Here is a 21,252-nt window from a genome sequence, read left to right on the forward strand (position 1 = left end):
AAAAACTACAAGTATTTCTATTAAAAACTTGGTAACAAGGTAAATCCCTCAGGTCTACCCATAAGTTCCAATCCTTTTGATGGAAACGCCTTGAGATATATGCTAAATTGGAAACTTTGGGTAGCAAAATAATATGTAGCTTTCATATTAAAACAGTGAAGATCCTTCTCTAAGGAGAGAGAATAAAAGGTATTCCCTAAGGTAGGTATATAATAACCTAAAAGACTAAGTTTACCAGCATAATGCCAATCTCCTGTTATATTAATTCCTACCTTATAATCCACCCTTTTAATTAGGTTAGCATTTAAATCATATAGACTACCGAAAGAAAAATAAAAATTTGGATTCTGAAAAATACCTTGGATAAAAAGAGGCGTGAATGTTTGTGTATTCCAAAGATAAGACGTCTTAGCAGAAAAGGTTGCCGTTTTTTCCAGTTTTAGTATTCCTGAAATAGATAAAGATGTAGGTGTATTATTGATAAAATTATAGCCTTGCTGTAAGGATATATTTATATTGGGGTTTCCAATAGTAGCTTGGAGACCTATATTGTTGATATTAGTTAAATAATCGAAATAGAAAGGAGTATTCCCAGAATCTCCAGTTACAATATCTTTTCCTAACCATTGGAAATTATAATTTAGAAATCCTGATATTAAAGATGAAAGTCTATAGCTATAACTTATATTTCCAAATAAAAGATAACGTGCATCTTGAGTACCATAGAATTCCTGCTTAAATCCAAGATTTGAAGAGATATTTCCAGTAGAAAATAATAACTTGGGAGATAAAGTTAAAGAAAATCCCATTTTCCATGTATTGATAGTAAAAGGAATACCTGGCTCAATATAATTTCCAAAAAGTAATTCCAGCCTTGATGGAATACTTGCAAGTGATAATTTTCTACTATAATAAAATTCTGGCACCTTCTTTAATAGCAAATCTGCAGTATTAGTCCATCTTTCATTGGCATATATATAAAATCTTTGAACAGTATCATCGTAATCAAGATTAATATTTCCCTGCAAATCCTCTTGTCTACTTCCTAAAGTATAAGAAAGCTTGCTATATCTTATATTGGACTGTAGTTTTAGATTTTTATTGAAATCAAGAGTTGTATTAATATTTACCCCTTTATTATCAAAGTTGGGATTATTATTCCAAGTACCAAGTATATTAGTTCTTAATATTCCAGAGGTATAGGTTAAATTAACTGAGTTTTGCAAGGAATAATTACCAGAATAAGGATAAGAAAAATATATGGAATTAAAATTTAAGGAAAGAGAAGAAAGAACATATTTACCAGTAATACTAAGTCTTAATTCATCAGTATTAAGATTGTAATTATAAAGGTAGTGAGCATCTATATTTCCATAAAGATTTGGAAAACTATACTTTTGAGATAGAGAGAATTTAAACCCTTGATTTTGAGATATAAGAAAAGTAAGAACACCAGGAACCCCCCAAAGATTATATGAAAAAGGATAAGTAAGATATAGTCCAAGAGTAGAATCATAACCAATCTGAGGAAATGGAGAAGGCTCCTTTGTGAGAGGAATTACATAATAAGGAACATAAAAAATTGGTAGATAAAAAGCAGGATATGGAAATCTTAAAAAGAAAATCACATTAATAAAAACTACCCTATCATTAGGATAATATTCAATTTGAGATGCAGAAAGGAAATAATGAGGATTTTCATAAGAACAAGTAGTAAAAGCACCTTTCTTAAGGGATATATCTCCCTTCTTCCATATTAAATCTTCTCCTTTTATATACATCTTTTCCTGAGAGTCAAGTACCTTATATTTTAATTTCACATTTTTTATAGTAGCTTTCTCTTCCTTATAAAAGTACTCTATATCTTCTGCCCAAAATTCTCCCTCTCTATCTTTAAAATAAACATTACCTTCTGCTATAAATAAGGCTTCTCTTATATTTCCCTCTAATCTGTCTGCCTTTATTAATATATCTTTTCCTGAAAACTCCACATTACCTTCCGCCTTAAAAAATTGGGTTTCCCAATTAAAAGATATTTTTTCTGCCTTTATTTTCCAAGGAGTCTCGGCAAAAGCTATATGTAGGATGAAATATAGTATTATAGTAATAAAAACTAATCTTTTTACCATTTTCTTATCTTCCATATAAATACTCCCAAACTGATACTTCCTAAGGTAATATTAGGCAACCATGCAGAGATAAAAGGAGAAAAAATAGCATGTTCTCCTAAGGATCGAGCGATAATGTTGAAACCATAATAAAAGAAGGCAATAATAATACTAAAGGCAGTTCCCCAAAGTCTTCCTCCTCTTCCTGTAATAAGGATTACACTAAATCCAAGGATAGCAAATATAGGTAATGCAACACTTTGGGCGATCCTTAGATAATCCTCTACAAGATAGGATCTGGCAGATATTCCCGATTTTCTATAAACTTCAATTCTTTTCTTAAGTTCATTAGTAGGCATCTCTTGAGGAGTTCTATCTCTATAAAAGATTAGCATAAAATCTTGAGGAAGATTTATCTTAAACTCCTCAAAATTTCCCTCCCATGCTACAAAGGAATCCTCTCCTAAATAATGTACTATGCCATTTTTCAATATAAGTGAATCTCTATTCCAAATAGCCTCCTTTGCAGTGTAAATAACAGGAAATTTATTGGAATTTGAGGTATCATATACAAGTACATCTTCCATTTTATTACTCTTTTCTATTATTTTTTTAACGTAATAATACCTTCCCTCTTCATCATGAAAAAAAACATTTTCACCCTTTACAGGAGCAGGATTTAAAAAAAAGTATTTTTGAATCAATTGATTAGCACGAAAATTAGATTCTGGAATAAGAGAATAAGTAAAAAACCAAAGAATTATGGAAAGCAATAGGGAAAACAAAAGGGGTACAATTGTCAGAGAAAAAAAATAAATTCCACTACATCTCATAGCAAATATTTCGCCATCTCTCATAAGCCTTCCAAAGGAAAAAATTATAGCGAAAAGAAGAGACACAGGAATCACAAATACTAACAATGATGGAATCTTATAGTAAAGAAGTTTCAATACAACCTCTAAACTGATCCTTCTTAAAATAATAAAATCAGAAAACTCATAAAGTATTTGGATTAGCATTACTAATATAAATCCAAATATTCCCAAGAAGAAGGGACCTAATAATTCACTTAATACATACTTGTGATAAGTTTTTATTCTTATCATTCTTTTACATAAAAGGTAGTATCTATATTGCCTTCTGCCTCAACCCTCTTATCCTTTACATATACTACAAGCTTTTTACAATTTATTTCATTCTTATCACTATCCAACATCTTTACATTATCTAAAAAGGTATAAACCTCTTTATCAGTATCAAAGTCTGCACTACTTGCAGTTACTATAAGATCTTCCCTCTCTATTCTTACGCTTCCAGTTAAACTTCCTGTTTTATTCTTTAAAGAGTAAACTACTCCCTGAGAAAAAAGTTTTGTAATTTCTATTTTCTCTCCACTTTTTCTCTGCAAAACCACATTTACATTTTTCTTTAACTCCAAGATCTCCTTTTTAAGATCTACCTTTAAATCCTCCCCGACAATTGATAAATCTTTTTGAGTAATACTTACTTTTCCTGGAGCTTCTACAATACTGGTATCTTGATTATAAAATATCATTGTGCTTGTAATCTTTGTCTCATCCTCTTGTCCAGGTTTATATATAACAGTAACATTTCCCTCTGCTCGAGTCACCTTTTTTCCAAAATCATATGATATTTTCTGGGCAGAAATCTTAATAGGAGTTTTAGTTTGTGAAAAACCAATTCCTATAATTAGCACAAAGATTAAAAAAATTCCAATTATCTTATTCATGTTTTTCCTCCCCTCTTAATATAATACTTCTATCACCACATTACCTTCAAAATCAGCTTTTCCTTCCTTAGAATCAAATCTAAAAATATCTGCCTCGGCCCTAAACTCTCCTCTCTTCTCAAATCTTACCCTTCCCTTTGTACTAACAAATTCCCCTGTATCAAAATACCATACCCCTTCTCTTGCCTCACCCACATAACCATCCTCAGTTTCAAAATATAATCTATCTGGTATTTTCATTATCTTTTTATCCCTATCTACCTCTGCCTTTTCTGTTTTTATATACAAAGACAATTTATTATCTCTATATACTTTACCATCTATATTCCCCTCAAAGAGAAATTTTCTATAATTTAAATCAATACTTAAATTATCAGCTGAGATCTCCCAACTCAGATTTCCCTCATCTCTACCCTTCAAATGTACCTTTTTGGCATAAATACCAGGCTTCTCATAATTAGAAGATACTTCTTCTTTTTGTGGAGGAAAAAGATAGTAACTTCCTCCCCAAGCAATAAGAACCACCAATATCAATATACTAAGAAAAATTGTCCGTCTCATTCTTTAATCAATTTTATCAAAAGAAATATTAAAAATCCCAAAAACATGGGCATATCCCCCCAAAAAGTATAAAGAGAAAAGCTCCCTTTTGGAACTTCTCCATAAATAGCAACTTTTTCCCCTTCTTTTGTTTCTTTTATAATCCTACCATAAGGATCAGCGAAAAATGTAATCCCCGTATTTGCTACCTGAACTATAGGTCTCCTATTTTCTACTCCTCTAAGAAGAGATTGATTCTTATGCTGATAGACTGCTGGTGTCCCTTGAAACCAGCCATCATTAGTTATAACCACAATTATATCACTATGTCTTTGAGAAAGTATTTTTGATGGATCTGAGAATAAAGATTCAAAACATATAAGTACACCTATTTTCTTCCCATCAATAGATAAAGGATAAAAACCAGGGCCACTACTATAATTTCCAATAAGTCCTCTAAAATACTCTGGAATTACATAATTGAAAGGAAAGGGAACTTCCTCAACAAAAGGTACAAGTTGTACCTTCCTATGCACTTTATATCTTCCATCCCTTGTGATGAGATATGCAGAATTATAAATATTTCTTCCATTCATCTCCAAGGATCCTAAAAGAAGATTAGTATTTTTAAACTCTGCAAGCTCTCCCAACTCCTTGAGATATATGGGAGAATGATTTAAATAGCAAAAAAGTACACTCTCTGCCCATACCACTAAATCCAAATTATCAGGAAGATTTAATGTTAGTTCTTTATGAACCTTGAATTGGTCATAAATATTGGTATAAAAATATTTGGAAAAGCTATCATAACTTCCTTGTACCGCCCCCACCTTCATAAATGAATTGTAATCTCCCCTGCCTATAAAAAATCCTACAATAAATAGAGAAATAAAAACAAAAATAAAAGAAATCTTTCTTTTAAAATCCGATTCCCTAAATCTTGCTATTACAGTATTAACTAAAACGACCAAAAAAACTAAACCCAATTCGCCAAATATACTTGCCCATTGAAGAAGAGGATAAATATGAACCAAAGGCTCCCCAAATGACCCCCAATTAAAGGCAAGAGGTCCATGGGATCTTATCCATTGTATAAATACCATAAAAAAGGCTGGAAAAAATATAGAATTCTCTTTTCTTTTTACCCCCCAAAGAAAAACTCCATAATATAGAGAAAGATAAATAATAAGAAGAAGATACACAAATATGGAGAGACCTATACTTGTAAAATGAGATACCAAGCGTGGTATCCAATAAAAGTTAACACTATTATAGCCAATTCCATATAAAAAACCTAAGATAAAAGCTTTCCTTTGAGTAATTTCCGGAAGAAGGGAAAAAAGAGGTATAAGGGTAAAAAAGATAAGAAATGAGAAATTAAAGGGAGGAAAAGAGAGAATATAAAAGAGTATAGATATAAAAAGATATATAAAAATTCTGAACTTGTTTACTCTAACCATATTTTTATATGACTTACTTGATCAGAAAAATATTCATCATACAATATTTTTCCACTGATAGGATTGGTTAAATCTATATATATATCTTCCTGATATATATCTTCCTGTGGAACACTCCATAGAAGATCAGCTAAACCTTGTATGTATGATGGGCTTCCTAATATTTTGTATAAATATATCTTCATATAAAGCTTACTTAGAGATCCCCCAAAAACAATCAATGGAATTTGAAAAATCAAAGTAGTTTTATCCTCTGAAATCTCACCTTTAAGTTGAGCATGTATCAAAGAAAATAGTTGAAGAGTTGACAGATCTCCATTTTTGCCCCACTTAAAGTTCAATATATCCCTATCTCCATCACACCATATGAAGTATTGCCATGTACTTAGATCATTACTTACATATCCATCTTTATTAAATGGAATCACAAGGGAATAGTAATTACTACCATCGTATAAACTTAAAGGATTATAAAACTCTAATTGAATTTTTAAAAGTCCTTTCGGTCTTATAGTAACAGTACGTGCACATCCTGATAAAAAAAATAAAATAATAAGTAGAAAAATAAAAATTCTTTTCATAAATGCTACTTTCTCCTCTTTAAGAAGAATGTACTTCCCTCTCCTTCTCTACTTTCCACTTCTATCTCAAGACCTGCCACATCTGAAAGCTTTTTAGCAAGAGAAAGACCAAGCCCATACCCCCTACTACTTCTTGACTTATCCAATTTATAAAATCTTTCAAAAATCTTAGAAATCTCTTCCTCAGGTATACCTTTTCCATAATCTCTTACGAAAAATTTACCATCATTATAACCTATATCAATTAACTTTTTATCAAGAGAATTTTTTATTCCATTCTCAATAAAAATTCCCAGGATAATTTCAAGAACTTTCTTTGGAAAAATCACTTCTTCATTTTTATTTAGAATTATATGAAATTCATATTCTGAATAAATCTTTGAATATTTCTCCTTTATCTCTTCCAAAAACTCCTTTACCCAAAATTTATTGAAAATTATATCTTCTGAGACCCTTGCTGTTTCAAGAAGAGTATCTACCATATTTACCATATATTGAGTTGTTTCCTCCAATATGTTTAATGACTCCTCAAGAACTTTTTTATCCTCTTTTCCCCACCTTTTTAACATTTTTATATACCCCAAAATAGAAGTAAGAGGAGTCTTCAATTCATGAGAAACATCCGAAGAAAATTCTTCCTCCCGTTTATAAACCTTTTCTATCCTATCAAGCATCATATTCAATGTATTCACAAGCTCCCAAAGTTCATCCTTTGTCCTGGGAAACTCTATCCTATCTTGTCTTCTTATATCCACCTTTTTTGCCTCTTTTATTATTCTTCTTATTGGAGATAAAAATCTATTGGACATAAAATAACCAATAGCCATGGAAGGAATTATGGAAAGTAAAGCAAAAAGTATGGAATTTCTTTTTAACCTATCAAGGGCATATATGGTAGATGTAATATCCTTACCAATAAGATATTCATCTCTTTTAACTATGAGTACATAATATCCATCATTAGTATTATATATACCTTCTTCTTTCACTTCACCCAAACTAAAGGGATCTTGAATAACCACTCCATTTTGGGCAATATAGTAGGAAGAAATTCTTCCCATTCCCCTTCCCATCATAAATCCTCTTCCATAGGAAAAGCCAAAAAAACTCTTATACAGATCCTTTTTATGCTCATCCATAATGGTATTTTTAGAATTCTCGTAAAAAATCAAAGAAAAAAGAGAAATAAAAGTTACTATAACAAAAGTATAAGTTAGAGTGATCTTCCAAGCTATTTTCATAATTAATCTTCCCTAAAAGAATATCCAATTCCTCTTATGGTTTTTATATATTTACCTTTATCCCCCAGTTTTTTTCTCAGATAATTTATGTATACCTCTACTAAATTTTTTCTCTCATCATCATAATCTCCCCATACATATGACAAAATCTTATCCTTAGAAAGAACCATCCCTGCATTTCTCATTAAAAAATAAAGAAGAGAGAATTCAGTTTTAGATAACACTATCTCTTTTCCATCAACTAAAGCTCTATACTCTGATGGGAAGATTGAAATACCATATTTTTCAATTACTTCTTCCTTCTTTTCCTTTCTTCTTGAGACAGCCTGAATTCTTGCTAAAAGCTCTTCTATACTAAAAGGTTTTACTACATAATCATCCACCCCAAAATTAAAAGCTTCTACTTTATCCTTAACTTCGTGAAGAGCGGTAAGCATTATAATACCCATATCAGGATATTTATACCTCAATCTTTTTGCCACTTCTTTTCCAGATATTCCAGGTAGCATTATATCAAGAATTACCAAATCTGGCTTAAATTCTTCTGCTTCTATAAGGGCATCATAACCATCATAGACTACCTTTACCTCATATCCTTCATGGGTAAGCTCAAGATTTAACAGATTTGCTATTTTCTTATCATCTTCCACCACAAGAATACGCATAGTTTAAGTATATCACAAAAATCTGATATAATTTAAAATCATGGATATAAGTGTGATTATGCCAACATATAATAGAAAAAATCTATTGGAGATCATTCTTCCTCAAATTCTTAATCAAGATTTTGAAGGGGAATATGAGGTTATTATCTCTGATGATGGGTCTTCTGATAATACTAGTGAGCTGATTAATAACTTTCAAAAAATGTACCCTAACTTGAAATATATAAAGAGTAAGGAAAGAAAAGGACCAGCCCATGCAAGAAATATGGCACTTAATATCTCTCAAGGTAAGCTTATAGTATTTATAGATAGTGATATATACGTTAAGAAGGATTTTCTTAAAAATCACTATGATATCCAAAAAGAAAATAATTTTAATGTAATAGTACAAGGACCTGTGATAAACACATATAACTGGAAAGAACCATGGACAGAAAAATTCAAATTAAGGGATATTTCATCCGCCTTTTTCGCTACGGGAAATGTAAGTGTTTCAAAAGAGCTTCTATCCGTTACAGGATTTTTTGACGTAAATTTTTCCTTTTATGGTTGGGAAGATTTAGAATTAGGAATAAGACTTAAGAAACTGGGAGTAAAACTGGTAAAATCAGAAAAAGTTATTGTTTGGCATCTTAGTATTCCTCCTGATCTTACTAATTTACCATATCTACTAAATAAAGAGAGAGAAAGGGCAAGATCAGCTATTTATTTTTATAAGAAACATCCTACTTTAGAAGTTAAAATGATGATACAAATGGGAAGAATTTATAAAATAGGAAACTTTATTCAAAGATTCTTTGGATTAATAAATGAAAAGAATATAGAAAAGTGGTTTAATTTTGCAGAAAAGAAAGGATATCATACATTATCCCAGATTTTCCTTTCAGGAGTACTAAATAAGGCCTATTTAGATGAATTGGATAAAATTTCCTCATAAACTGCTCTTGTTCTTTTAGCCATTTTTGCAGAAGTAAATTCATTTATAAATTTTTCATATCCTTTTTGAGCTAACTCATTCCTCATATTTTCCTTCTCAATAAGAGTTACAATTGCATTAGAAAGAGCATTAATATTCTTAGGAGGCACCAAGATTCCATCGATACCATCACTTATAATCTCTGGTATCCCACCTACACTCGTTGCAATAACAGGTACTTTGACTGAAAAAGCCTCTAATATGACTAATCCAAAAGCCTCAAAAAGTGAAGGCAAAACAAATATTTGAAAATTCTTTATGTAATCTCTTGCCCCAGGCATCTTTCCTAAAAAGTATACTTTATCTCTAATATTTAACTTTTTAACTAAATTCTCTAATGATTTTCTCTCTTCCCCATCTCCTATTATTACTAACTTCACATTATTATATCTTTTCGCTACCTCATAGAAAGCATAAACTAAGTATTTAATACCTTTTGTCTTTGTTAATCGGGCAGTAGTTCCTATAATAAACCCATCCACCTTAATAGGTAAATTTTTCCCTTCAGTACTTTCTGCAATTCCATTGTGAATAACTACAACCTTATCCTTTGAAAGACCTTTTTTAATAAGAATTTCTTTATCATAATTAGACACACATATGACCCTATCAGCCAACCTACTAAAAAAGACAGAAAGAGAATAATTTAGATAAAAAAATGTGGGTGGATAACCATGACAAGTAAATACAACAGGAATATCCGGAAATAACTTTTTAGCAATAAATATCAATTCATGTGCTCCATGTATATGAATCAAATGAGGATTAAAATCATTAATTATTTTTCTAACCCTATCCTTATATTCTCTAATATTTAAAAAACCAAGATATGGAATTTCACTATAAGGTATATTGTTGCTATTTAATATGGTTATTCCTCCCCCTTGAGGAGCTGTTACTAAAAATTCATACTCATCCTTTAAAGCCTTAATAAGCTCTATTACATGGTTTTCTGTACCTGCAAGATTAAAGTATGGAAGAAGAAAAAGTACCCTTCTCATATAAACTTCTTAAAATAGCTCCAAAGAAGAAAAATATAATTCCAAGATGTAGTGACCACATAGTACCATCAAAAAACTGATGTCCCATATATGCTGTATACCCACTCAGAACAGCCAAAGAAAGGTAATCTTTATCTCTCAAATAAGCTTTTATTCCCCAGTAAAAAAATTGAAAAATGACTAAAGAAAAAGAAAGAAAACCCAATATACCAGTTTCAGCAAGAAGATTCAGGGGAAGATTATGAGCAAAAGACATATTTTCTTTTATAGCTTGAGGTAATCTATAATAAGGATACATCTTGCTAAAAGCAGAAAAGCCTACCCCAAAAATAGGATGATCTAAAAACATTTTCCAAGCAGATATCCATATATAAATTCTTTGTATTTTTGAACTTGAATATGGATCAACTCTTGTCAAGAAAAAGGAAAATAAATTGTCCTTTACTAAAATAGATTTTATAAGAAAAAATACTAAAATTAACAGTGCTATTATGCTCATATATAAGACCTTTCTTTTAACCTTTTTATCCCCTAAAATAAATATCAAGATCTCAGCTAAAATCAATCCCAAAATTGCTCCTTGTGACATACTAAGGATGAGTCCTACAATAAGTATAATTAAAGATATAAAATGCCACAATTTACCATTATCTGTTAAAATTTTCAATTGTACTAAGGGAATAGTAGTAGCTAAAACAGTACCTAAAGCATTTTTACCTAAAATAGGAGTTTCTGCATAATATCCCTTATTATGAAGAAATATATTTATTCCAGAAAAAGCAAGTAGAGTAGCACCAAAAATAAAGTAGTCTAATACTCTATCAATTAATGAGGGGGAGAGATTTTCCTTTATAAAGAATAAGTAAAATAAAACCAAAAATAGCAGTACTAAAAAATTTAATAATGAAAATTTCCTAAAAGTAGAAAATAAAGAAGATAGAAAAAAAGAGATGATAAAAAAAATTAAAATTGGATCTATGTTTTTAAAACTAAGCTCTCTGATTCTTAAAACACGAGAGAAAAAATATATGATAAATCCAATTGTCCCTCCACCTACTCCTAAAAAAAATCCCAATATATATAATATTTCTTCCATTCTCATGAAATAAATTATAACACAATTTTAGAAAATAGGGGGGATTTTTGTCCCCCCCTTCATTTTTTATTTATAATGTTTATTCATCTCTTCATTCCAAGGTTGTGAGAGAAGAGTTTCAACAAGATTCTTCCCTTGTTCAAAACTTTGAGTTCTTGGGTCATCCATAACCATAAGAAGAAGACTCTTCCTATCTCCCTCACGAAAAGCTTGAAGTATTCTTTCCATTCTTAACCATCTTGGTATTAATACATAAAGCATCAAACGGGATGGAATTTTCTCAATCTTTTCTCTTTCAATTCCATTCTTATCTACATATACTGGTATCTCCACAATTACATCATCAGGGATTCCAGGAATAGCACCATTGTTTGGTACATTAATAACCAATCTTCTTCTGTTATTGTTTACTATAGCATCTACAAAAGGTATTATAGATTCCATACTTTCTTCCATCGGTAATTCTTTTACTACTGACACATTAGGATCTCTTGCCAATCTCTCCATTTGCTGCAATCTAAGCTTTAATCCATAAAGATACATGGTCCATCCTATCTCGGAATCTGGACCTCCTGCAGGATACCATTTTTTCTTCTCATTCAAGCTTGTATGGAACCACCAAGGTGAAACACTTCTTGGAGTATCTCCGATAGGGAATAAACCATAAAGTCTATACATCTCTACACTTGCAGGAGAAAATTGAGTATATTCCCAAGGAGATATCATATAATCATAAGAATTCCAAATCTTTGGAGCTTCTTCCTCTATCCATTTATCTATTAAGGGATAGGCATCTTGCCCTTTATACTTAAATTTCGTCAAAAAGATGCAATGATTAAACCCTGCTACTTGCTCTTCTATATCCTTAGGATCCAACCCCAAAGCTCTTACCAAATGGAAAAGCTCTAAATATCCATGACAGAAACCAACCACCTTAAGGCCAGATTCTCTTAAAGCTAAATTTGTACTTTCAAATACAGGATTAGAAACCTGCATATACCATGCATTAGGAGCCAACTTTTCTACATCCTTCACCAAATCTCTTACAAACCTTAGTTGTTCATAGGCAGCGAATCCCCCATAGTAATCACTTACTTTATCATCCACTCCCCTGTAATAACCTAAACTTTCAGCAATTTCTCTTTCCTTCTCCATATTATGATATCCACCTATTTTTACTGTATTTATTACAAAATCAGCTCCATCTAATGCTTTTTTTCTATCTGTGGTCTTTTCAAGTTTTAAATCAGTACCGGCCTCTTTTCTATACTTATCAGCTAAAGAATAAACAAGATCAAGCCTATCCTCATTAATATCCATAAAGGTTACTGTGCTTCCAGAAAGATCTTTGTAGTAATTAAGATCTTGAATAAGCTTCATAGAAAAGGCTACACTACCAGCACCAATAATAGCTATTTTTACCATAAAACTACCTCCTTAATTTAAATTTTTTAAGAAATATATTTATGACACATTACCCAACGATCATCTATAAGAATCTTTTTAGGCTCTTCTCTAAAACATATATCTCTTGCCTCATCACAACGATCTGAAAATTTACAACCAAGTTTAGAAAATTCTTTAACCTCTTGGACAGAAAGTTTTATATTACCTTCCCAACGTTTATCTATGTCCGGCTCTGGCACAGAGTCAATTAAGAGCTTGGTATAAGGATGTAGAGGTTTAAGCATAACCTTCTCTACAGGTCCTATTTCCACAATATTTCCTCTATACATAATGGCAATCCAATCACTAATATAATAGGCAGTAGTCAAATCATGGGTTATATATAATACCGAAACACCATATTTTTCCTTAAGTTCTTTGAACAGATTAACTATGGACATCCTTAAAGAAGCATCAACCATAGAAACTGGCTCATCCGCCACAAGCAAAGACGGAGTTGTTATAAGCGCTCTCGCAATAGAAACTCTTTGAAGCTGTCCTCCAGAAAGTTCATGAGGATATCTTTTTTCTATCTCTTTTAGATTCAAGCCTACTGCTTGTAAACTCATATCAACAATATCCATCGCTTCTTGCCTATTCTTAGCAAGACCAAAATTGATAGCTGTATTAAAAAGATAAGAATCTACTCTTTTTAAAGGATTAAAAGCTTCAAAAGGATTTTGAAATATGGGCTGTACTTCTTTCATAAATTTAAGTTTATTTTTTCTAGAACTTAAATCAGTTACTCTTTCCCCCTTATAATATATTTCTCCGGATGTTGGTTCAATTAAACCTAATATCATACGAGCTAAGGTGGTTTTTCCAGATCCTGTCTCCCCAGCAATAGTCAGTATTTCAGGCTTATTTAAAGGTAAATAAAAACTTTCTTTATTCACTGCTACTAATTTTACCCCTAAAAATCTTCCCCCAATTACAAATATCTTGGTTAAATCTTTAACGTATAACAAAAAATCTTGTTCCATCATGTTTTCTCAACCTCCTTGCTGTGAAGAAAACAGGCCACTTTATGTCCTTTCTCTATCTCTACTAAGTCTGGCACCATCTCTTTACATTCCCTCATTGCATAAGGGCAACGAGGATGAAATCTACAGCCAGATGGAGGATTTAAAAGAGACGGAGGAGCTCCTGGGACACTCTTTTTCAAGGTTTTATCGCCTATCCTAGGAAGGGATTCAATAAGATATTTAGTGTATGGATGTAGAGGATTCTTAAAAATATCTTTTGCGCTACCTATTTCCACCAACTTTCCTGCATACATAATAATTATTCTATCAGCCATATTAGCATGAACTCCCATATCATGAGTTACCATAATTATTGTATCTTTAAACTCCGACTGAATCCTTTTTAAAAGTTGGATTACTCCTCTTTGCACTACCACATCTAAGGCTGTAGTTGCTTCATCAGCTATAATCACCTTAGGTTTAAGTATAGTACTTAAAGCTATAGTAACTCTCTGTCGCATACCTCCTGAGAGTTGATGAGGAAATGAATTCAGAACTTCAAAAGGAAGACCCAAACTCTTTAAATGTTCTCCCACCATATCCCTAATTACATTATTATTTGTGATGTTAAGATGTAACTTTATTACATCTTCAAAAGTCTTTATGATTTTTCGTGTTGGATTTAGTACACTCATTGAACCTTGAGGCACATAGGAAAAGACCTTCCATTTTAATTCTTTTAAAACATTAATATCCTTTAATATATCTACTTCTCTACCACCATATTTATAATATATCCCACCTCCCATCACGCTTAAGGGAGGTTTAATAAGCCCAATAAGGGTTTTCAATAGAGTACTCTTACCACATCCAGACTCTCCAGCTATTCCCAAAATCTCATTCTCCATAACTTGAAAAGACACATTATCAACTGCCCTAACTTTTCTCTCAATACCATATAAGGAAGTAATATAATAAGCCTTTAAATTTTCCACTTTTAAAGCATACATTAGGCTTCTTGGCCTCCTTCTTTCATCCTCATTCTTTGAATTCTTGTTCGTGGATCAAGATAATTACTAATACTCACCGATAGAGTATAAAGAGCTATGAAAAGAAGTATAGCTAAAATTACAGGGGTAAAAATCCACCACCATATTCCTCTTAGAAGAGCTTGATATTGTAATGCCCAGTAAATAGTCGTCCCTATAGTAGGAGTTTCCAAACTTGAAAGTCCAAAAATAGCGAGGGTAGTTTCCATTCCAATTGCCCATAAAATTGTGTTTATAAAGTTAGCCATTACCCATGGTATAACAAAAGGAAGATGCTCTGTCATAATAATCTGAAAAGTACTCATTCCTGAGAAATTTGCTGTATATGTAAATTCTCTTTCTCTAAGACCTAATACAATAGCTCTTACCTGTCTTCCTCCCCAGGGCCAGGAGAATAAAGAAAGTATAAAGGCAATTAGAATAAGACTGATATGCTGTTTTATTATTGAGGATATAAGAATAAGAATAGGTAGACTGGGAATAACAATAAAACTATCATTTACAGACATTAGAAATCTATCAAGACTTCCACCTCTGTAACCAGAAAGAAGCCCCACAAAGGTACCAATTACAATTGATATTACTGCAGTAAGAGACCCAAGGATTACAGAATTTCTTATAGCATGTGTTAAATTCCAGAATATATCTTGTCCCATAGAATTTGTACCCAATAGATAACGAAAAGAGGGAGGCTGATTTTTAGGAACCACATTCCATAATTTTGGATCATAAGGAGAAACAAAAGAAAGTAAAGCTAAAAAAATTAACAAACATATAACTGTAAAACCAAAGGCAAACTTTTTATCACTCCTATATAAATCTCTTATCACCAATAACATAACTATATCTTTCCTCCTTATCTATAACGTACACGAGGATCAAAGAGAGGATATAATAAGTCAATTACAAGAGCTGCTGTGGCTATTCCTATAATAGAAAGTACAGCTATTCCCATAATTAAATTAAAATCACCGTTATTAATTGCCATATAAAGAAGTTGTCCTAATCCAGGATATGAGAAAACTGTCTCTGTAATCAAAGATCCACTAAAAATACCACCTATTTGTAAGGCTAAATTCGTTATCTGAGGAAGCAAACCATTCCTCATAACATATTGAAACAGTATCTTCCTTGATGGAATCCCCATTACTTCAGCATATGTTACAAAATCTTCAGCTACAATAGTGGATGTTAAAGATCTCATACTTAGGAACCACCAACCAATACCTATTAGGATAAGAGATAATGCTGGTAGAGTAGCATGCTTAATTACGTTAAATATAAATTCTAAAGATAAAGATGGTGTAAGACCTATGCTGTATCCTCCTACCATTGGAAAAATAGGAAAAATATAGGCAAAAAGAATTAAAAGTACCAAAGCCATTATATAATAGGGAATTGGATAAATTGACATGGCAATTATAGACATAAATTTTGACCATTTTTTATCAGCATAATATCCAGCTATTCCACCAAGAATATTACCTATTACCCATGAAAGGATAGCAACAACAACTAAAAGACCTGCAGTCCAAGGTAAAGAATTTGCAATTATAGAAATTACAGGTGTTGGAAATATTGATAAGGAAGGCCCAAAATCTCCCTTAAATAACCTTTTCCAAAAACCTAAATATTGTTCCCATATACTCCCCTTCAATCCATATAACTCCATCATAGTATCCTTCAATTTCTCTATTGCAGAAGGATCAAGATATTGAGCACCGTAAGATGTCATTCTATTAAGAACTGTTACTACAGGATCTAAAGGGGTAAATCTTGGAACTAAAAAAACCACAGTCACACCTATAAATATAACAATAAAATATTGAATCAATCTGGGAATTATATATCTTTTTAATAAATTCATTTTATAATTTTCTCCCTCCCTAAAACAGGGTTTCCCCCTCGTTTAGAGGGGGAAACCCCAAAATATATTCTTATTACTTTCTGCCAGTTGGCTTTATATGTGGTAAGATAAACTTAAATTGACCCCACCACCATACAGGTGCCATATAAGAATTGTCCGATGTTGGGAAGTTAGTCCAATAGTAATGATCCTGTGAATTAAATTTCAAATTGATTATAAAGACTGGTGCTGGCATTTCTTCTACATAAAGCTTCAATATATCACTTACTATAGCCTTTGCCTTTTGAGATTCTGGCTGTAATTTTACTAACTCATCAAGGAGTTTATCTAACTTAGCACTCTTCCACCTAATCTGGTTCCCTGAAGTAGCCACCTGCCCTGTTGGTTTATAGAATCTGGAATGATAACCTTGTACAAAGGTGTAGAAATCAGTTGCTGGTACTTCCCAGTAAGAACCAACCTCAAAGTCTCCAAGATTCCACTTATTCCCGAATGGTCCTGCCTCTACCGTCTCTACATTTACATCTATACCAAACTTTCTCCACTGATCAGCTACTGCAAAAGCAAGTCTTGTAGCATGTATTTCAAAATTAGCAGGAGCGGTAATAGTTATCTTCCAAGGAGTTCCATCTGGTAAGTACCATTTTCCTCCAACTTTCTTAAATCCATTCTTTACTAAGAGTTTTTCTGCCACATCTGGAGCATATTTCCACCAACCTATACCAAAGATTTCTCTTGGATTACCTGTTACTACATAACCTCTCTTCTTTGCATAATCTACAATTCTATCTGGCACTGTTGGATCCCAGGGTTTAAATCCATCTTCTAAAGTAAAATTCTTCAACCAATTTTCCATAGGTAAGTAGTACTCTTTTAATAGAGATTCTGTTGCACATATCCATAAAGGATTGACCCTTGCAATTCCATCAAATCCAGATGTTACTACATCAACTATATCTGTAGCTAATGTTAAAGCCCATCTTACATCTTTATTATTGAATGGTGGCTTTTCTAAATTCATAGCCATTATTCTTGCCCTTACATCATCCATCCAAGCCCATGGAAAATCTTTATACCATACCCTTGAATAGGGGTTGCTTTTTCTTAGAATCTCCCAAGATTCAGGAGTTAAGTCAAATATTAAATCTAATTGATGTTGAGCTTGTGCCATTACCTTCTTTTCATCAGGACCATAGTAAATAAAAAGTACATATTTGGGCTGAGGCATACCATATATCTGGCCTACACTTGTCCTTCTCCAATCAACTCTTCTTTCAAATAACCACCAATATCCTTGAGGATCATATTGCTTCAAAACATAGGGTCCTAAAGAAACAGGTGGGTTAAATTCAAACTTTAAAGGATCTGCTACTTTTTCAAACACATGTTTAGGCATAATATAACAGGTAGCATAGACAATAGAGGTAAAGAGATAATGAAAAGCCGGTACTGACTCTTTTAGTTCAAACACTACAGTGTAGTTATCTTTCTTATAGACCTTAGATACATATCTATTTAAAGCATCACTATAAGACATTCCAGGATGTTTCATAAGATAATCTACAGTAAATACAACGTCATCAGCAGTGAAAGGCTTTCCATCACTCCAATATATTCCTTTTCTCAACTTAACTGTCATTTTTCTAAAATTATTTTCATATACTGGTTCAGATTGAGCTAAAGCATTGATTACTTTACCTGTTTGTGAATCTAAGTACCAAAGACCATCAAATAACATCTGTTGAGCCCCATTACCTACTGATACTCCTGGTTTCCAGAAATTAAAATCTTTTGGATTAGCTAATCTTCCATGTAGTGCATCCACTATAAGTGTTTCATGACGAGGAACCTTAGGAAGTACTTGAGAAAATGTAACAGTTTGACCTACTAGGGAAAGCATCAGAATGAATAATATTATAATTGAAAACTTTTTCATTTAATCTTATCCCCCTTTCCAAATATTTTTTAAAAACAGAACCCTCAGAACCATAGCTTTAAACCCTAATTACCCTTTCATCACCTCCCTAATTTAATTAATTTTTATTTGTGTAAGCGCTTTTACAGAATGATAAATATCATAAAATAAAAAATAAGTCAAGGGGTATATAAAAAATTAGAATTAAAAATATCTTCAATTTAAATTTTAAGACGTCAATCTAATAATAAGCTCTAAAGGAAGCTCTAAATGGGTAAAAGAAGTTTCAATTCCCAATAATAAATCAAGGAGTATTTTTGCTCCTACTTCTCCCATTTCAGTCATTGGTTGTTTTACTGTGGAAAGACCTAAATATCTGGCATCTGATATGTCGTTAAAACCAATTATAGCTACATCTTCAGGTACCTTTATTCCTTCCTCTAAAAGTGCTCTCATCAACCCTATGGCTTGAGTATCTGACGCACAGAAAACAGCATCAAAGGGAATTCCTCGACTAATTAAAGTCTTACCTGCTCTATATCCTTTCTCCAAGGAAAAACCAGTTTGAATATGGAGTAGAGGATTAAAAGGAATCCCAGCCTCCTTTAATGCTTCTAATAAGCCTTCATATCTCCTATAACTTGCCATAAACCCTAAAGGATCATTTATCACACCACTAACAAAGGCTATATTTCTTCTACCTGTAGCAATAAGATATCTTACAGCCATATAAGCTCCCTTTTTATTATCAACATATACACTGGAAAACTCAGGATGAAAACTATCAATAAGTACTACAGGCTTTTGAGCATTTTTTAAGATCTTAGCCTCATCCTTTTTAATATCAAAGGAAACTACAATTAGACCATCACATCTATTAAAAAGCTCAGGAGAAAAAATTTTCTCTCTATCTTCTATCCTCTCAATATTATATAGATGAATAGAATAATCGGTTTTAGATATCACATTATTTATACCCCTTAAAACCTCTACAAAGAAATCCCTTGTGAAAAAAGGAACTACAATAGAAATAACATTGGTTTTTAAAGACTTTTTTGCCAAACTTCTTGCCACCACATTAGGAGAATATCCTAATTTTTTTATTGCCTCTAATACCTTCTTTTTTGTCTCTTCATTTACTCTTGGAGAATTATTAAGTACTCTTGATACTGTTGCTATACTAACTCCAGCCTCTTTTGCCACATCTTTTATTGTTACCATTAATACACTCCCCTTTCTATTCATTGCCTTTTCTATTTATATCTAAATATTTATTTTACCAAATATTATATATTTGTAAACGTTTTCTTAGATAAAAATAAAATTGACATATTGTTTTTCATAGACTTAAAATCTAAAACATGAGAGTTTTATTTATTAGTAATGGCTATGGAGAAGATTACGTAGCAGTCAATATTATAAAAGAGTTAAGAGAAATAGATAGTTCAATAGAAATAGAAGCCCTGCCAATTGTAGGGGAAGGATTTTTATATAAAAAAAATCAAATACCTCTTTTAGGACCTCATAAAAAATTACCATCAGGTGGATTTATAACTAATCTAAGAATTTTATATAAAGATTTAAAAGAAGGATTATTGAATCTTCATCGGAAACAGTGGGGAGAAATTAAAAAGTGGTCTAAAAAAAATGGATATATAATAGCAGTAGGCGATATTATACCCCTCTTTTTAGCAAGATTATCCCACCAAAAATTTTTCTTCGTAAGCATTCAAAAATCAGTATATTACACATTAAAAGATGATAAAAAGGTAAATATACAAAAACTTTCCAAGAATAAAGCAATGGAAATTGCTATAAGAACTTACCTGTTGGAATATTTTCTTATGAAATCAGAAAATCTTTTAAAAGTTTTTCCACGTGATCTTCTCTCTCACTTAATTCTGGAAAAAACAGGAATAAACTCCGAATACTTAGGAAATCCTATGATGGATGGCTTAGAACCTGAAAACAAAATACCCATTAACAATTTTTACAATTACATAAAAATTCTGATTCTACCAGGATCTAAAATACCAGAAGCTTATTATAATTTTCAGCTCCTTACTGAGGGTATATTACATCTTTTGAGATCAAGATTAGAGGAAAAATTTCTTTTTCTTACTGCTATATCTCCTAATATTCCCATAAAGGAATTAGAAAACATTTTGTTTTCCAAAAATTTTAAAAAGTATATAGAAACAAAAGATTATATACTTTTCAAAAATAACAGTCATGCACTAATTCTTACCCATGCCTTCTCTGATTGTATTCATCATGCACAGATAGGACTTTGCATGGCAGGAACAGCAACAGAACAGTTTGTAGGTCTTGGTAAACCAGCCATTGCCATATTTGGTAAAGGGCCTCAATTTACTAAAAAGTTTGCTCTTTTACAGAAGAGACTCTTAGGTGATTCTCTTTTTTTAGCCAAAAATGCAGAAGAAATTCCTAAAATATTCTCCATGATACACAATAACAATGAACTTCTAGAGAAGATATCCATAAATGGAAGGAAAAGAATGGGGGAAAAAGGAGCTTCCAAAAGGATAGCAGAAAAGATTTATCAAATTATTAAAGTTTAAAGGGGGAGGA

Annotated in this window: 19 protein-coding genes; 2 read left to right on the top strand and 17 right to left on the bottom strand. The window is 31.8% G+C overall.

From position 1 onward, the window contains the following. Positions 1-20 precede the first annotated feature (20 nt). Genes ACY3IT_RS00870 through ACY3IT_RS00905 form a run of 8 tightly spaced genes read right to left on the bottom strand, consistent with a single transcriptional unit; the run spans position 21 to position 8,345 of the window. A complete protein-coding gene (locus ACY3IT_RS00870; RefSeq protein ID WP_463082909.1) occupies positions 21-2,144 on the bottom strand; it encodes an LPS-assembly protein LptD in 2,124 nt (707 codons plus the stop codon). After that, on the bottom strand, positions 2,123-3,214 hold the full coding sequence (locus tag ACY3IT_RS00875; protein ID WP_463082910.1) for an LptF/LptG family permease: 1,092 nt from the start codon (positions 3,212-3,214) through the stop codon (positions 2,123-2,125). The genes ACY3IT_RS00870 and ACY3IT_RS00875 overlap by 22 nt, the downstream gene beginning before the upstream one ends. Further along, the gene (gene lptC, locus ACY3IT_RS00880; protein ID WP_463082911.1) at positions 3,211-3,858 is read right to left on the bottom strand and encodes an LPS export ABC transporter periplasmic protein LptC; all 648 of its coding nucleotides are present in this window, start codon (positions 3,856-3,858) and stop codon (positions 3,211-3,213) included. The genes ACY3IT_RS00875 and lptC (ACY3IT_RS00880) overlap by 4 nt, the downstream gene beginning before the upstream one ends. Before the next feature lie 15 nt (positions 3,859-3,873). Next, the gene (gene lptC / locus ACY3IT_RS00885; RefSeq protein WP_463082912.1) at positions 3,874-4,419 is read right to left on the bottom strand and encodes an LPS export ABC transporter periplasmic protein LptC; all 546 of its coding nucleotides are present in this window, start codon (positions 4,417-4,419) and stop codon (positions 3,874-3,876) included. Continuing rightward, complete coding sequence (gene lnt / locus ACY3IT_RS00890) at positions 4,416-5,858, bottom strand: apolipoprotein N-acyltransferase (protein ID WP_463082913.1); 1,443 nt, start codon at positions 5,856-5,858, stop codon at positions 4,416-4,418. Before lnt ends, lptC (ACY3IT_RS00885) begins: the two co-directional genes overlap by 4 nt. Next, entirely contained in the window at positions 5,846-6,439 is a 594-nt protein-coding gene (locus ACY3IT_RS00895) for a hypothetical protein (RefSeq protein WP_463082914.1), read from the bottom strand. The genes lnt and ACY3IT_RS00895 overlap by 13 nt, the downstream gene beginning before the upstream one ends. Positions 6,440-6,444: 5 nt before the next feature. Beyond that, positions 6,445-7,680 (bottom strand): sensor histidine kinase, encoded by a 1,236-nt coding sequence (locus ACY3IT_RS00900; RefSeq protein WP_463082915.1) that lies wholly within the window; start codon positions 7,678-7,680, stop codon positions 6,445-6,447. Positions 7,681-7,682: 2 nt separating this feature from the next. Then, positions 7,683-8,345, bottom strand: coding sequence for a response regulator transcription factor (locus tag ACY3IT_RS00905; RefSeq protein ID WP_463082916.1), 663 nt, complete (start codon positions 8,343-8,345; stop codon positions 7,683-7,685). A 40-nt stretch (positions 8,346-8,385) separates the two neighbouring features. Between ACY3IT_RS00905 and ACY3IT_RS00910 the strand changes: the two genes are divergently transcribed. Continuing rightward, positions 8,386-9,282: a glycosyltransferase family 2 protein gene (locus ACY3IT_RS00910; RefSeq protein WP_463082917.1), complete on the top strand. Its 897-nt coding sequence runs from the start codon at positions 8,386-8,388 to the stop codon at positions 9,280-9,282. Here ACY3IT_RS00910 and ACY3IT_RS00915 read toward each other — a convergent pair. From ACY3IT_RS00915 to ACY3IT_RS00955, 9 genes are all read right to left on the bottom strand, one after another. Continuing rightward, positions 9,249-10,322 (bottom strand): glycosyltransferase family 4 protein, encoded by a 1,074-nt coding sequence (locus ACY3IT_RS00915; protein WP_463082918.1) that lies wholly within the window; start codon positions 10,320-10,322, stop codon positions 9,249-9,251. The two genes, ACY3IT_RS00910 and ACY3IT_RS00915, sit on opposite strands and share 34 nt — an antisense overlap. Then, complete coding sequence (locus tag ACY3IT_RS00920; RefSeq protein WP_463082919.1) at positions 10,288-11,418, bottom strand: O-antigen ligase family protein; 1,131 nt, start codon at positions 11,416-11,418, stop codon at positions 10,288-10,290. The genes ACY3IT_RS00915 and ACY3IT_RS00920 overlap by 35 nt, the downstream gene beginning before the upstream one ends. A gap of 66 nt (positions 11,419-11,484) precedes the next feature. Beyond that, positions 11,485-12,843: an alpha-glucosidase/alpha-galactosidase gene (locus ACY3IT_RS00925; RefSeq protein WP_463082920.1), complete on the bottom strand. Its 1,359-nt coding sequence runs from the start codon at positions 12,841-12,843 to the stop codon at positions 11,485-11,487. Positions 12,844-12,869: 26 nt separating this feature from the next. Continuing rightward, the gene (locus ACY3IT_RS00930; RefSeq protein WP_463082921.1) at positions 12,870-13,850 is read right to left on the bottom strand and encodes an ABC transporter ATP-binding protein; all 981 of its coding nucleotides are present in this window, start codon (positions 13,848-13,850) and stop codon (positions 12,870-12,872) included. Beyond that, the gene (locus tag ACY3IT_RS00935; RefSeq protein ID WP_463082922.1) at positions 13,847-14,839 is read right to left on the bottom strand and encodes an ABC transporter ATP-binding protein; all 993 of its coding nucleotides are present in this window, start codon (positions 14,837-14,839) and stop codon (positions 13,847-13,849) included. The genes ACY3IT_RS00930 and ACY3IT_RS00935 overlap by 4 nt, the downstream gene beginning before the upstream one ends. After that, positions 14,839-15,717: an ABC transporter permease gene (locus ACY3IT_RS00940; RefSeq protein WP_463082923.1), complete on the bottom strand. Its 879-nt coding sequence runs from the start codon at positions 15,715-15,717 to the stop codon at positions 14,839-14,841. Before ACY3IT_RS00940 ends, ACY3IT_RS00935 begins: the two co-directional genes overlap by 1 nt. Before the next feature lie 17 nt (positions 15,718-15,734). Further along, complete coding sequence (locus ACY3IT_RS00945; RefSeq protein WP_463082924.1) at positions 15,735-16,745, bottom strand: ABC transporter permease; 1,011 nt, start codon at positions 16,743-16,745, stop codon at positions 15,735-15,737. A gap of 73 nt (positions 16,746-16,818) precedes the next feature. Further along, positions 16,819-18,681, bottom strand: a complete 1,863-nt coding sequence (locus ACY3IT_RS00950; RefSeq protein ID WP_463082925.1) for an ABC transporter substrate-binding protein — start codon at positions 18,679-18,681, stop codon at positions 16,819-16,821. Positions 18,682-18,888: 207 nt separating this feature from the next. Then, positions 18,889-19,905 carry a LacI family DNA-binding transcriptional regulator gene (locus ACY3IT_RS00955; protein WP_463082926.1) on the bottom strand — a complete coding sequence of 339 codons (1,017 nt, stop codon included), beginning with the start codon at positions 19,903-19,905 and terminating at the stop codon, positions 18,889-18,891. Positions 19,906-20,021: 116 nt separating this feature from the next. On the opposite strand from ACY3IT_RS00955, the gene ACY3IT_RS00960 reads away from it, so the two are divergent. Next, positions 20,022-21,242: a lipid-A-disaccharide synthase-related protein gene (locus ACY3IT_RS00960; RefSeq protein ID WP_463082927.1), complete on the top strand. Its 1,221-nt coding sequence runs from the start codon at positions 20,022-20,024 to the stop codon at positions 21,240-21,242. Positions 21,243-21,252: the final 10 nt, after the last annotated feature.

The organism is Dictyoglomus sp. GBS (genome assembly GCF_055179815.1).

Bases quoted from the DNA above. Each gene is read 5' to 3' on its own strand.
- ACY3IT_RS00870 (WP_463082909.1), bottom strand. From the start codon at position 2,144: ATGGAAGATAAGAAAATGGTAAAAAGATTAGTTTTTATTACTATAATA.
- ACY3IT_RS00875 (WP_463082910.1), bottom strand. From the start codon at position 3,214: ATGATAAGAATAAAAACTTATCACAAGTATGTATTAAGTGAATTATTA.
- lptC (WP_463082911.1), bottom strand. From the start codon at position 3,858: ATGAATAAGATAATTGGAATTTTTTTAATCTTTGTGCTAATTATAGGA.
- lptC (WP_463082912.1), bottom strand. From the start codon at position 4,419: ATGAGACGGACAATTTTTCTTAGTATATTGATATTGGTGGTTCTTATT.
- lnt (WP_463082913.1), bottom strand. From the start codon at position 5,858: ATGGTTAGAGTAAACAAGTTCAGAATTTTTATATATCTTTTTATATCT.
- ACY3IT_RS00895 (WP_463082914.1), bottom strand. From the start codon at position 6,439: ATGAAAAGAATTTTTATTTTTCTACTTATTATTTTATTTTTTTTATCA.
- ACY3IT_RS00900 (WP_463082915.1), bottom strand. From the start codon at position 7,680: ATGAAAATAGCTTGGAAGATCACTCTAACTTATACTTTTGTTATAGTA.
- ACY3IT_RS00905 (WP_463082916.1), bottom strand. From the start codon at position 8,345: ATGCGTATTCTTGTGGTGGAAGATGATAAGAAAATAGCAAATCTGTTA.
- ACY3IT_RS00910 (WP_463082917.1), top strand. From the start codon at position 8,386: ATGGATATAAGTGTGATTATGCCAACATATAATAGAAAAAATCTATTG.
- ACY3IT_RS00915 (WP_463082918.1), bottom strand. From the start codon at position 10,322: ATGAGAAGGGTACTTTTTCTTCTTCCATACTTTAATCTTGCAGGTACA.
- ACY3IT_RS00920 (WP_463082919.1), bottom strand. From the start codon at position 11,418: ATGGAAGAAATATTATATATATTGGGATTTTTTTTAGGAGTAGGTGGA.
- ACY3IT_RS00925 (WP_463082920.1), bottom strand. From the start codon at position 12,843: ATGGTAAAAATAGCTATTATTGGTGCTGGTAGTGTAGCCTTTTCTATG.
- ACY3IT_RS00930 (WP_463082921.1), bottom strand. From the start codon at position 13,850: ATGATGGAACAAGATTTTTTGTTATACGTTAAAGATTTAACCAAGATA.
- ACY3IT_RS00935 (WP_463082922.1), bottom strand. From the start codon at position 14,839: ATGTATGCTTTAAAAGTGGAAAATTTAAAGGCTTATTATATTACTTCC.
- ACY3IT_RS00940 (WP_463082923.1), bottom strand. From the start codon at position 15,717: ATGTTATTGGTGATAAGAGATTTATATAGGAGTGATAAAAAGTTTGCC.
- ACY3IT_RS00945 (WP_463082924.1), bottom strand. From the start codon at position 16,745: ATGAATTTATTAAAAAGATATATAATTCCCAGATTGATTCAATATTTT.
- ACY3IT_RS00950 (WP_463082925.1), bottom strand. From the start codon at position 18,681: ATGAAAAAGTTTTCAATTATAATATTATTCATTCTGATGCTTTCCCTA.
- ACY3IT_RS00955 (WP_463082926.1), bottom strand. From the start codon at position 19,905: ATGAATAGAAAGGGGAGTGTATTAATGGTAACAATAAAAGATGTGGCA.
- ACY3IT_RS00960 (WP_463082927.1), top strand. From the start codon at position 20,022: ATGAGAGTTTTATTTATTAGTAATGGCTATGGAGAAGATTACGTAGCA.